The sequence below is a fragment of the Mesorhizobium sp. M0833 genome (assembly GCF_040319905.1).
Classification (GTDB): Bacteria; Pseudomonadota; Alphaproteobacteria; order Rhizobiales; family Rhizobiaceae; genus Mesorhizobium.
The window spans coordinates 24,477-36,799 of the sequence record NZ_JAMYOQ010000010.1; the positions used below are offsets into that span (position 1 = coordinate 24,477).

The 12,323-nt window shown below is 63.4% G+C and carries 11 protein-coding genes; 2 read left to right on the forward strand and 9 right to left on the reverse strand.

All coding sequences use genetic code 11. From position 1 onward, the window contains the following. Positions 1 to 19 precede the first annotated feature (19 nt). The gene (locus NKH98_RS13505) at positions 20 to 1,852 is read left to right on the forward strand and encodes a hypothetical protein (protein WP_352899074.1); all 1,833 of its coding nucleotides are present in this window, start codon (positions 20 to 22) and stop codon (positions 1,850 to 1,852) included. Positions 1,853 to 2,095: 243 nt separating this feature from the next. Here NKH98_RS13505 and NKH98_RS13510 read toward each other — a convergent pair whose 3' ends face one another. From NKH98_RS13510 to NKH98_RS13545, 8 genes are read right to left on the reverse strand one after another with little or no spacing between them, the layout of a single operon-like run. Further along, positions 2,096 to 3,142, reverse strand: coding sequence for a UDP-glucuronic acid decarboxylase family protein (locus NKH98_RS13510; protein ID WP_352645240.1), 1,047 nt, complete (start codon positions 3,140 to 3,142; stop codon positions 2,096 to 2,098). A gap of 23 nt (positions 3,143 to 3,165) precedes the next feature. Further along, on the reverse strand, positions 3,166 to 4,275 hold the full coding sequence (locus NKH98_RS13515; RefSeq protein WP_352899077.1) for a CgeB family protein: 1,110 nt from the start codon (positions 4,273 to 4,275) through the stop codon (positions 3,166 to 3,168). Continuing rightward, a complete protein-coding gene (locus NKH98_RS13520; protein ID WP_352899079.1) occupies positions 4,272 to 5,366 on the reverse strand; it encodes a CgeB family protein in 1,095 nt (364 codons plus the stop codon). The genes NKH98_RS13515 and NKH98_RS13520 overlap by 4 nt, the downstream gene beginning before the upstream one ends. Then, the gene (locus NKH98_RS13525) at positions 5,363 to 6,493 is read right to left on the reverse strand and encodes a CgeB family protein (RefSeq protein WP_352899081.1); all 1,131 of its coding nucleotides are present in this window, start codon (positions 6,491 to 6,493) and stop codon (positions 5,363 to 5,365) included. Before NKH98_RS13525 ends, NKH98_RS13520 begins: the two co-directional genes overlap by 4 nt. Positions 6,494 to 6,495: 2 nt before the next feature. Then, positions 6,496 to 7,596 carry a glycosyltransferase family 4 protein gene (locus NKH98_RS13530; RefSeq protein ID WP_352899083.1) on the reverse strand — a complete coding sequence of 367 codons (1,101 nt, stop codon included), beginning with the start codon at positions 7,594 to 7,596 and terminating at the stop codon, positions 6,496 to 6,498. Next, on the reverse strand, positions 7,581 to 8,873 hold the full coding sequence (locus NKH98_RS13535) for a TIGR04295 family B12-binding domain-containing radical SAM protein (RefSeq protein WP_352899085.1): 1,293 nt from the start codon (positions 8,871 to 8,873) through the stop codon (positions 7,581 to 7,583). Before NKH98_RS13535 ends, NKH98_RS13530 begins: the two co-directional genes overlap by 16 nt. Then, the gene (locus NKH98_RS13540; RefSeq protein WP_352899087.1) at positions 8,870 to 9,949 is read right to left on the reverse strand and encodes an NAD-dependent epimerase/dehydratase family protein; all 1,080 of its coding nucleotides are present in this window, start codon (positions 9,947 to 9,949) and stop codon (positions 8,870 to 8,872) included. The genes NKH98_RS13535 and NKH98_RS13540 overlap by 4 nt, the downstream gene beginning before the upstream one ends. Next, the gene (locus NKH98_RS13545) at positions 9,946 to 11,052 is read right to left on the reverse strand and encodes an NAD-dependent epimerase/dehydratase family protein (protein ID WP_352899089.1); all 1,107 of its coding nucleotides are present in this window, start codon (positions 11,050 to 11,052) and stop codon (positions 9,946 to 9,948) included. Before NKH98_RS13545 ends, NKH98_RS13540 begins: the two co-directional genes overlap by 4 nt. A 257-nt stretch (positions 11,053 to 11,309) precedes the next feature. Here NKH98_RS13545 and NKH98_RS13550 point away from each other — a divergent pair, with 257 nt between their 5' ends. Then, a complete protein-coding gene (locus tag NKH98_RS13550) occupies positions 11,310 to 11,582 on the forward strand; it encodes a hypothetical protein (protein WP_254818795.1) in 273 nt (90 codons plus the stop codon). A gap of 29 nt (positions 11,583 to 11,611) precedes the next feature. Here the strand turns inward: NKH98_RS13550 and NKH98_RS13555 are convergent, their stop codons facing one another. Then, a complete protein-coding gene (locus tag NKH98_RS13555; RefSeq protein ID WP_352899091.1) occupies positions 11,612 to 12,208 on the reverse strand; it encodes a response regulator in 597 nt (198 codons plus the stop codon). Positions 12,209 to 12,323 lie beyond the last annotated feature (115 nt).

The following is a 12,323-nucleotide window of genomic DNA, read 5'->3' on the forward strand; positions in this document are numbered from 1 at the left end:
GGCCAACCGGGACGAGACAATGATCGTCTATGGCGACCACAAGCAAACTGAGAGCGCACGATATGTTCGCGCCTCGGCTTGCGACGCGGCCGGGCACATTGCGGACATGCCAAGCGGGATCGGACGGCACGCAGCCCTGGTCGGCCTGTTCATCAAAGTCTCGGAATTGGTCCAGGGCCTTGCCGACGCGGAATTCGAGGCCAAGGGCATGGACAGGAATTCCCCACAAAGGATCGCGGGCGCAAATCTCCTGGTCGGCTTGGCCCGGGACGTGGGCAGATCGTGGAGGGCCGGATTCGCCGTCGCCGGCCCGGTCGATGCCGAAGTGCCGCGAATGTTGGCCGAACTCGAATGCGATGCCGACATTCTGACCGGCGCTGCTGAGGGCTACGCTCATTACGGGCTTTATCCGGAGAGCTATTTCGTCGCCGCGCGGCAGTCGGGTCTCGATGCGAACACATGCGTGATCGGCATCCGCAGCATCGGCCTGGGGCTTGCAGCGATGGTGGCTGCAGCCATCGGCGCGCCAGCACCCGTCAGCGTCCGTCCGACCGGCCACCCGTTTCGCAGGCGGCTTGCCGCCGATCCGGAGCTGATCAGGGGCTGGATGGCGAAGCCGTCGGCCCGCTTTGCCATCGTCGATGAGGGCCCGGGTCTGTCCGGCAGCTCGTTCCATGCCGTCGTCGCATGGCTACAAGCGCTGGGCATCGATGCCAGGCGCATCCATCTGTTCCCAAGTCATTTGGGTGGCCCGGGCCCCGAGACATCGGCGGACATCCGTGAGGCATGGACGGTGTGCCAAAAACACACCGCGGATTTCGAACGGACTTTCCCCGCTGGATCCGCTCTGCCGGCGCTGCGGGATTGGGTGGCTAGAATGATCGGCCGCACAGCGGTCAGCCTGATGGAAATGTCCGCCGGAGAGTGGCGTCGCTTGCATTATGGCTCGCAGGATCAGTGGCCGCCCGTTCATCGCGGCTTCGAGCGGCGGAAGTTCCTCGCTTCCGCCGGCCGGGAAAAATGGTCGGTCAAATTCGTCGGCCTCGGTGAAATCGGAATGCACAAGGCCGAGACCGCTAGGAGGCTGCACGACGCAGGCTTTGGCCCGGAAGTCGCCGGGCTGTGCCATGGCTTTCTGGTCGAACGCTGGATCGACGGCACAACGCTGGACCGGGCAACGCTTTCGAAAGAAAAATTGGTCGCTCACCTGGCGCGCTATCTCGCCTGGCGCGCAGCCAATCTGCCCGCCTCGGAGCCAGGCGCCTCGCTGGAGGCGCTTGCGGACATGGCCGTGCGGAATACAAGTGAAGCGCTGGGCGAACGCCGCGCGGCGGAGCTGCAGACCTGGTTCTCGAGACAGGCTCCAGCCAAGACCATGCAGCGGGTCGAGATCGACGGGCGGCTTCATCCGTGGGAGTTCATCCTTTCGCGCAGTGGAACGCTGATCAAGACGGACGCCCTCGATCATTGCCGATCGCACGATCTGATCGGCTGCCAGGACATCGCCTGGGACATTGCCGGCGCCCGTGTCGAGTACAGCCTCTCCGACCCGGCGACTGGGGCGCTTTGCAAGGCCGTGGAAGCGAGAGCCTCTCGTCCCGTCGATGCCAATCTGGTCCACTACTATGAGCCCTGCTATCTTGCGTTCCAGCTTGGCTTGTGGAACATGGCTGCACGATCTGGCGATGATCGGGAACAGATCCGGCTGGCGGCCGCGGCAAGACGTTATACCTCGATGTTGCTTCGTTTCCTGGAGAACCAAGGGGAACTGCGGCCCTTCGACCACGATCAATCCAGCCGGCGAAGCATATCCGCTTCCTTTTCGAGGATGGCGACTACTTCCTCGCGCTGAAGATGCGTCATCATCAGGCTCACGCAACATTCCAGATAGGTGATGGAGGCGCGCCGCAGGAAGGCAGCCGTCTCCTTTGCGGCCATTTGCTCGATGTCTTTGGCGGATCGCTTCGGATGCACAGTCGTCTCCATGCCGGTACCTTGGCAGAACCAGAAGCTGGACGGGTTGTTCCCGCGACGAGAAAAAGTGACCAAATCCGAAACGACCGCGCGATCATGCAGCGGCCAGACGCTCCCCGCCTCAGGCCGGCAGGTTTTGCAGCCGGCCTGAGGCAGAACGCACGGTGGCGGCAATTTGACGTCTTCTGTCGATCATCTGCGCCGTCTCAAGCTCGGCAAAATAGCCGATCGTGCGCATCAAACCTTGCCTGAGCGGCACTTTTGGCGACCAGCCGAGAAGCTTCTTTGCGCGGGAAATGTCGGGTTGCCGACGACGAGGATCGTCTTGCGGCAGCGGCAGGAATTTCAGGCCCGATTTGGTTGCGGTCATGCCTCTCACCAGGCTCGCCAGTTGCAGGATGGTGAACTCCCCCGGATTGCCCAGATTGACTGGCTGGCGTGGATTGGGATCGACCTCCATCAACCGGATCAAGCCGTCGACCAGATCGGAAACGTAGCAGAACGACCTGGTCTGCAGCCCGTCGCCGAATATCGTCAGCGGTCGTCTCTCGAGTGCCTGCATGATCAGATTGGAAACGATCCGTCCGTCCGCAGGGTCCATCCTGGGGCCATAGGTGTTGAAGATGCGCGCGACACGGATATCGGCTTTTCCCATTCTCAAATAATCGAAGCATAAGGTTTCGGCGGTGCGCTTGCCTTCATCATAGCAGGCGCGGGGGCCGATGCAGTTCACGTGGCCGACATAGTCTTCCTTCTGCGGATGCTGTTCGGGATCGCCATAAATTTCGCTGGTGGACGCCTGCAGGAAGCGGGCGCCATCACGGGCGGCGAGCTCCAGCAGATTGAGCGTCCCGATGACACAAGTCCGCGTCGTGTGGACCGGGTCGGCCTGGTAACGCGGCGGCGAGGCCGCGCATGCCATGTTGAAGATGCGATCCACCGGTTCGCCAAGCTCCAACGGCCGGCAAATGTCTTGCTTGATCAGCCGAAAATCCGGACGATCGGCGATCGATGCTATGTTCTCCATGCGGCCGGTAAGGAAATTGTCGACGCAGATCACGCGCCAGCCGGCCTGGAGCATTGTCTCGCAAAGATGCGAACCGAGGAAGCCGGCGCCGCCGGCGACAAGCACGGTCTTGGTCCGTTGCGCCTTTCTTGATAGCTGCATCTCTATCTTCTCCCGTCTGCGGGTCATGCTGCGCTCTCGACGTCCAGATCGAGAACAGAACGTGGCGATTTGGCCTGCGCCAGCAGCGCAACGAATTCGCGGGCTCTTGCGATGCTTGTGTGAGCTGCCAGGATGAGCCCGCGCGCCTGCTTGGCCATGGCAAGCCGGGCGCCGTCTGATTCTCCAGACAGGATACCGATCACGTCCTCGGTCCTGCGCGCCGTGTGGATCGTCCGCCCTGGAAACAGGCTGTCCAGTCCGGCCCAGCAATCGCTGATGATCGCCGTGCCGCAGGCGGCTGCCTCGAAGAGTCGCACGCTGGGCGACCATCCGGCCGCGATCATGGAACTGCGCGTGACGTTCAACGTGTAGCGTTGGCGGCTGTAAAAGGCGGCATGATCTGCCGGCGGCAGGTGTTCGATGCGATCGACATTGTCCGGCCAGGCGATTTCGCGCGGATATTGCGAGCCGGCAACGACGAAGCGACGCTGTGGCATGCGACGCGCCGGTTCGAACAGCAGGGCCTCCAGCGCCGCCTGGCGGTCGGGGCTGTACGTGCCGAGATAGCCGAGATCCCAGCGGATTGGGTCACCGGTTCCGTGATGCCGTTCCGGGTCGACTGAGCAGTAGAGCGGCTCGGCCCGCCTCGCGCCGAATTCCTCCGTCAGACGGGCAAGCGTCGGCCCGCCGGTGAAGGAGAAGTAGACATCGAAATACGGGACCTGCCGCCTGGCAATATACTCGCAATCATCGCTTGAAAGCTTTGCCAGCGTGACCGGCGTGTCGATGTCGTAGAAGCAGAACTGACCTGTGCACAGTGATGCCACGACGTCGATGATTTCAGGACCTTCGGGAACGAAGGAGCCGACGACCACGATATCGGCATCGCGCAGGCAGCGCGCAAAATTGCGGCGAAGATCATCGGTCGTTTCATAGTAGCGCAACGCGCAGAAATCGGGATCGCGCAGATCCCGGTGACTTGCGTACCACGGCACGTCGCGTTCGAGAAAGGTGACGCGGTGACCGAGTTCGTGGAGACCTTTAAGCAGCCCCCGAAAGGTGGTGGCGTGGCCGTTTCCCCAGGACGAGGAGAGCGACAGGCCAAGAAAGACGATGTCGAGCGGCTTCGTCATTCGGCCGCCTCCACGGTCGGACGCTCGAAATGTCGCCTGAAAATGGCGTCGGCCAAAACGGCCCGTGTCGTATAGGTATGTTCGCCAAGTACCCGCCGAAGCGCGGATGCCCCGATCGCCTTGGCCCGTTCGGCGCTAAGGCTTTGCATGATCTCGGCGACATCCTCGCCATCGCGCGCGACCAGGATTTCCTCGCCGGGTTTCAGGAACAGGTCCACACCGAGCCAGGCGTCGGTGATGAGGCATGCGCCGGCGCCGGCTGCCTCGAACACGCGCGTCGCAGGTGAGAAGCCATTGGCCGCCATGCTGTCGCGGCTGATGTTGAGCACCGCCTTGGCCGTGACGTTCAGTGCATTGTGGTCACGCGTGCCGACATGGCCCAGCCATCGGACATTGGCGGGCATCTGCTTGTCGCCCCAGCCAGACCCGCCGAGCAGGAAGCGCTGATCGGCCGAGCGGCCGGCCGGGTCGAGGAAGAAGGCCTCGACGCGCGCCTCGCGGTCCGGCAGCCGGTTGCCGAGGAAGGCGAGATCGCAGGCAAAACGCATATCCTTGCCGACCGGATGATGCGTTTCCGGATCGAGCGCATTATAGATCGGCACGCATTCGGCCGCCCCCATGGCCCGATAGGCCCAGACCACCGGGTCGCCGCCGCCATAGGTCAGCACGAGGTCGATTTCCTGCAGCGCGCGATGCAGCGGATGGTCGGGCTCGTCGCGCAACTGGCCGAGCGTCGCCGGCGCATCGACATCCCAGAATACGGTCAGCGCATCGGTACGGGCGTGATCGAGCACCGCCCGCAACAGCGCGTCGTCGGCGAAACCGACGCCGCTTGCCTTGACGACGATATCTGCCTCCGCCGCCCGCGCGGCCACCTGCATCATGGCATGCGGGGTGGCCTCGTAGACGACCACGGCACACCAGTCCGGCGCCTCGATGTCGCGGTTTTTCTGGCGATCGTAGACGTCCGGCTCGTAGAAGGTGATGTCATAGCCGAGCCTTGCCAGGGCCTTGAGCAATCCGCGGTAATAGGTTGCCGCGCCGTTCCAATAGGACGAGAGCAGGCTCGATCCGTAGAATGCGATCTTCATTCGGCGGCCTCCTTTGCAAGGATCGTGTCGGCGGCTTGGCGGTGCCCGCATTCGGCGAGCACGCCGAACAGTTCATCCGCCCGGTGCCGGCATGTGTGCCGCAGGCGGATGGTCTCGAGGCCCGAGGTCGCCAGAGAAGCGGCGAGATCCGCATCGTGCAGCACGGCGCGAAGATGACGCCGCATCTCGAAGCCATTATTTGCAAACAGGAAATCGGTGCCGGGCCTGAACAAGCGTTCGACATCGGACCAGGGCGCCGAAACGAGCGGAATGCCGCAGGCGAGCGCCTCGAACATGCGGATGGTCGGGATGCCGGGCAGGCTTTCGCGGTATGGACGCCGCGGGATGTGAACCGTGATGCGGTTCGCCGCGAATGCCTTCGGCACGTCGGCATTGGCTATCCAGCCTTCGTAGCGCAGGCCGGCGGCCGCAAGGTCGGCGAGCGCCTCCCGCGGATAGCGAACGCCGTGGACGGTTCCGCTCAGGCCAAGGTCACGCACCGGGCCGACCAGGAACTCCCTGATTTCGGCGCTGCGCTCGTCGTCGCCCCAATTGCCGATCCAGATAAGGTCGGAACTACGCTCGATTTCAGGATGCGGCTGGAACAGGTGGTCATCGGCAGCCTCGTGCCAGGTGAAGACCCGCTTGCCCCATCCGGCACGGAGATAGCTTTCCCGCAGCGCCTCGCCGAAGGCGAGCACGCCGTCATAATGTTCAAGCCGCAAGGAGGAGATCGCTTGCGTGGCCGATATGGCGCGATGGTGCGTGTCGTGGAACAGCAGCGTGAAACGCCCGCCATTCGCTTTCGCCCTGCCCAGCCGCGCGACAAGATCCGGCTCGGTCCACTCATGCACGATCACCACATCGGCATCGGAGATCCAGGCTTCGTGGTCGAAGGCGGCGTCATAGGTGACGGGCATCAACTCGGGAAAGTCCTTCCGGAATCGTTCGATCGCGAAGGATCCTTTCTCGGCCAGCAGGTTCGACCGGCTCCAGCCGTCGGCGGGCTCCAGCGCGATAGCCTGGTGCCCGCGCGCGACCAGCTCACGCATGATGCCGCGCAGGAAATGTGCGTTGCCGTGGTTCCAGTCGGAAACGATCGAATGGGTGTAGAACAAAAACCGCATAATCAACTATCCGCCATGGTGGCCAGGGCCGCCTTGTCGTAGACGCCGCGCATAGCGGTCGCCTGTCTTGCCAATGAAAATCTGCGGCTTCGGCGGGCCGCCGCCTCACCGAGTTCTCGCCGGCGCTGCGCGTCGCTGCAAAGGCTGCTGATGCATCTGGCGAGATCGCCCGGATCGCGCGCGTCGTAGAACATGGCCGCGCCGTCCCACAGTTCGCGATAGGTCGAAATATCGGCGAGCACCAAAGGCGTCTTCGACATCGCGGCTTCCAGCGTGGTCAGGCCGAACGGTTCGTAAAGCGACGGCGATACAAAAATGCCGGCCCGCGCCATCAGCAGGCGCACTTCCTCATGCGGTACCGGCCCGACGGGAACGGCGTGGCTGAAGCCAACATGCTGGCCGTCCGGCCCTTGCAGCGAGCCGGCGACGAAGATCGGCCATTGCGTCAGGGAGGCGGCCCGGTCCAGCACCGCCGCATTCTTTCCTTCGTCCCACCAGCGCGCAGCGGCGAAAACGACCGATTCCCGCCTTTCGCTCTTCGGTCCGGGCCGTGCACCGTTGCCGACGACGCTCAGGCGGGCGATCGGCCCGTAGCAGGTTTCCAGCATGTCGGCATGGCTGCGGCTGGGTGCAACGACCATGCCTGCGTCGTCGAGACCGCGCCGGTTGCGGTCCTTCTGCCAGGCCCAATCGCCGTCCGCCGCCTGTCCTTTGACGGCGTGGAACCATGTCACCACGCAGGAATGCGACACCGCCACGACCGGGCAGGGCACGTCGAGCCCCGCAGCCTGCGTCGGCGCGTTGAGATGGACGATTTCGATGGCGTAGTCACGGATGAGCGGGAGCAGCTCCTGCTGCAATGTGTCGAGGTCGTGCTCGTTGCGGGTCATCCAGTCGGGCGGCGTGTTGAGCCAGGTCAGCGCCGCGAATGACTGGGCCTCCTCGGCCTGCTGCCTGGACGGTTCCGGACCAAGCCCGGCAAGCACGACGCTATCGCCGCCGGCGACCAGTTGCCTGGCCAGATCGAGCGCATAGCGCCAGACGCCGCCGACGGCATCGACAGTCATCAGGATGCGACGCGGCGGGCTCAGTGTCCGCAACATGTGGCCTCCAATTCAGCCAGCGGACGCGGACGCTTCTCCTGGATGTCGCTGAACGTCCGGAAGGATGCGAGGTAATGTTCATGCGCGCGCTCCCAGGCGAGATCGTCCGGCTCGCCCCAAAGTTCGCGGTAGCTGGGCGAACTCGGATAGGGATAAAGCGGCACCGGTTCGTTGGCCCAAACGCCGTTGTCGATCAGGTGCTTTCGCCAATAGTCGACCAGCGCGGGATCGTCTTCGACCACGCCGATGAGATTGGCCTGAACGAACGGCACATGGCGCCTTGCGTCGACCAGCAACGCAGCCAGTTCCTCGGTTCCCAGCCGGCAGCGTTTTGCCAGCATGGCGCGGCCTTCCACCGTCAGGCTTTCGAGCCCCGCCTCGATCGAGACGCAGCCGGCTGCGCCGAGCAGTTTCAGCAGTTCCGGTTTCCAGAGGTCGATGCGCGTCTGCACGCCGAACTTCACATCGCGATCGACCAGCGCTTCCAGCAATGCCTTTTGCGGCAGGAATATCTCGTCGATGAAGTAGATGTAGCCGACGCCCTGTGCGATCAGCCGGTCGATCTCGGCGATCACCGCTTCGTGGTTCCGGCGGCGATAGGCGTCGCGGAAATCAATCTTGGCGCAGAAGCTGCAATTATACGGGCAGCCGCGCGACGCCTCGACCTCGGCGCCAAAGCCGACCTGGTTGTCGTCGAAGCGGTGATGGTGGTGCGAATGGGCGGCAATCCAGTCCGATGGCCATTCGAGCGCTGGGTGATCGATGAACGAGCTCGCATGCACGCCGCCGTTCGAAACCAGTTCTCCATCCTCAAAATGGGCGGTGGACGGCACAGCACTCCAGTCGTCGCGCCGGGCGAGTTCCGCAACCACTTCCTCGCATTCGCCGCGCACGACAATGTCGACGCCAAGCTTGCGCAAAGTCGGCGCTGGCGTCGCCGAGCCATGCGGCCCGACGGCGACGGTGCGGCCGCCGCGCCCGGCAAGATGGTTGAGGAACTCAGCCGGCACCCGCAACTCGGGCGGTGCGCAGCGCCAGAAAAGGTAGGTCGGCGCGGTGCTGACGACGGTCATATCAGGCTCGAAAGCGGTGACGCGATCGGCAAGCGCGGCGTTGTCGAGCTTCTGGATCTGCCCGTCCAGCATCAGCACCTCGTGGCCGGCGGCTTCGAGCAAGGCTTTCGAATAGCCGAGTTCGAGCGGCAGATGCGGCTGGCGGCAGCCGAAATAGATGCTGTCCTGGTAGGTCCAGGACGGATTGACCAGAGCGACCTTCATGCCACGTACCTCGCCGGTTCGGGATGCGGGTCGGCGCGATGACGCTGCAGCCAGTCGGCGAGGTCGCGGATGCCGTTTCGCCACGGGACATGCGCTTTCCATCCCAGCGCCGCCTCGATCGCGCGTGTGTCGGCGACGAAGAACGGTTGGTCGCCGGTGCGTTCGCGGTCGTAACGGATCGAAACGTCCCGTTTCGTTATGTCGCAAATCTCCTTCAGTAGCATGCGCAGGCTGACGGCGTTTTCCGGTCCGCCGCCGAGATTGAATGCCTGGCCCTTGATTTCCTCGATCCGGTCGAGCACCGCGCGGTAGGCCGCGACCGCGTCGGCAACATGCAGGATGTCGCGCACCTGCTTGCCGTCGCCATAGATGGTGATCGGCCGGTCGGAGAACGCGCTAAGCAGGAAATGGGCGACCCAGCCCTGATCCTCCGTCCCGAACTGGCGCGGTCCATAGATGCAGCTCATGCGCAGCACCGCCGTCGGCAGATCGTATGACTCGGCGTAGTCGAGGACATACTGGTCCGCCGCGCCCTTGGAGCAGCCATAGGGCGTGCAGAAATCAAGGCCGCGCGTCTCGTCAATGCCGTGCGCCTGGATGCTGGCGTCGCAAGGCGCATATTTGCCGTCGTCTTCGCGCATCGCAATGTCAGTGAGCCGCCCATAGACCTTGTTGGTGCTGGCGAAAACGACGGGGATGCGTTTGCCGCTGCGGCGAGCGGCTTCCAGGACGTTGAACGTTCCGCGCAGGTTGATGTCGAAATCCTCGTCCGGCCGAACCAGGCTCGTGGTGACGGCGGTCTGCGCGGCAAAGTGGAAAACCGCCTTCGAACCAGCCACCAGCGGCATCAGCGCCTCGGATTCGCGGATGTCGATGATTTCAGTGGTGAGACGGCTGCCGTGCTTTTGCGTCAGCCATTCCAAATTCTGCTCGACGCCGGGACGGCTCAGATTGTCGATGACCAGAACCGGCTCGCCATCCGACAACAGGCTGTCGGCGAGGTTGGAGCCGATGAAGCCGCTGCCGCCGATAATGGCGACGGGCGCTTCGCGAAAATCGGGTGAATCCGGTCTCATGATACCAGCCCTCGCGCTTCGAGTTCCCGCTTCATCTCGGCGCTGCGATCGATGGCGACGGTGTTGCGCACCCATGCGACGAAATCGCCGAGCGAATGCTCCAGCCGGTATTGCGGCTGGAAGCCGAGCAGTTCGCGCGCCTTCGATATGTCGGCAAAGCAATTGCGGATATCGCCGGAGCGTGCCTTGCCGAGGATTTCCGGCTGGCGGCCAGGCACGCCCATTGCTTCGGCGAGCAGCCGGGCGACGTCGCTGACTGCGTAGGCCCGCCCGCTGCCGATGTTGATGACGTGGCTGCGCGCCTGGGGCTGTTCCAGCGCCAGCCGGAAGGCGCGGGCAACGTCGCGCACGTGCACGAAATCGCGCTGCTGTTCGCCGTCCTCGAAAATCAGCGGCCGCTGGCCATTGGCAATGCGCGAGGCGAAGTTCGCCAGGACGCCGGTATACGGGTTCGAGAGCGCCTGTCCGGCGCCGAAGACATTGAACAGGCGCAGTGCCACCGCGTCGACGCCATAGGCTTCACCGAAGATCAGTACGGCGCGTTCCTGGGCGTATTTTGTCAGTGCGTAGATCGAGGCGAGGTCGACCGGCTTCTGCTCGTCGGTCGGCAGCGGCGACAGGACTTCACCTTCCGGCGACAAGGGATTCCATTGGCCGCTGCGGATATCGTCCGGCTGCCGTCTTGCATTATCGATGCGCCGGCCGTCCGGCGTGGCATAGAGACCCTCGCCATAGACGCTCATCGACGAAGCAACGACGATCCGTTCGATCGGGCGTTTGATCAGCGCTTCCAGCAGCGTGGCGGTGCCGAGGTCGTTGGCGCCGACATAGCGGGCGATCTCGTACATGGACTGGCCGACACCGACTTCGGCCGCCAGGTGAATGATCGCGTCGACATCGTCGACCGCCTCTGCGATGGCCTCGCGATCGCGAACGTCGCCTTTGATCAGCTTGGCGCCTGGCGGCAGGCTGATTGCCTCGCCGCCATGCACCTGGTCCAGCAACGCATCGAGAATTGAAACCCCATAGCCATGTTCAACGAGTTCCTGGGCGACGTGGCGGCCGATAAAACCGCAGCCTCCCGTGACCAGTATACGTTTCACGACAACTCCTCATACGAATGGCTTTGCCGCCCCAAACTTCCGGGCGAAAGGTTTGTTCCCTTGCTTCAACAAAGTTCCCGAGCGCTGCGCTCCGGAAGCGACCGCCTTGGGCTGGGCACGGGAACATCGAAGCGCGCTTGGTGTTAGGAGCCATAATCGACCAACCGCGCGCATATGCTCGGCAGCAATGCATCTGCTGGTTGTACGAAGGCAGACCGGGATCTCGCGGTGTGCGGTGGAATCGAAGGGAGATTGGAATGTCTGAATCGAAGACGACCACCGATCATGATGAAATCCGCCGTTGGGCCGAGAATCGCGATGGCCGGCCGGCGGTGGTGCGCACCAAGGGCGAGGGCGGCATACTGCGCATCGACTTCGGCGAGCCTGAAGAGACGTTCGACCCCGTCGAGTGGGACGAGTTCTTCAGGATATTCGATGAGAACGAACTGGCCTTCCTCTACCAGGAAGAGACCAGCGGCGGCAAAACCAGCCGCTTCAACAAATTCGTCGAACGCAGCCGGAAAGGCTGACCTCGTCTAATTGCCGGCAACTGCCGCCGTCAGTGCAGCAGGTTCGCTCCACGTGCCCTGACGATGTTTCGCATGATGCCGTTGAGCCAGTCCTCGGTGGAGGAGCCGGATCGCCTGCTGTCGATCTCGCCGATCGCCTGCTCCAGCGTCCGCTCGACCAGCCGGTCGGAAGCGTCCACGTCTCCCAGCAGCAGACGTGCCGCGAGCCTGAGCTTCGGCAGAAGCGAAAATACGTCATCGGACGGCTCCGGCACCTGGCCCTCTTTCGATGCTGACGTCTCGGGTGGGAAAAGAGCATCGAACACGGCTTGGCCGTCCGAGCACTTTCTCAGGCTGCTGGCGTGGCGAAGCCGCTCCGGAATGATGATGTCTTCGTCGCCGCTGAAAAACACGAATGGCACGCCGCGGCGCATCAGTTCGTCCGCGATCGGGAATACCCGTCGTCCGTTGAGATTGACGTCCAGGATCGCGGCTTCCGCCTCATCCGTATGTTTCGATGCCTGTTCGACCGTCGCCACGGGGCCAAGCACCACGGCGCCCATCTTGCTGAAATAGCGTGCAAGATCGCCCGCCAGCATCCATTCGTCCTCGACGATCAGAATATGCAAGCCTTGCAGGTCGCGCACCTCATTGTTCCTTCTTGCTACGGGGATCTACGGCTGTCGGCGCGGACTTGTCCAAAATGGCGGGCCATAGCCTCTTGCAACCGTTCCGCGAGCGCGAGCAGGCGAGGCGGGATTT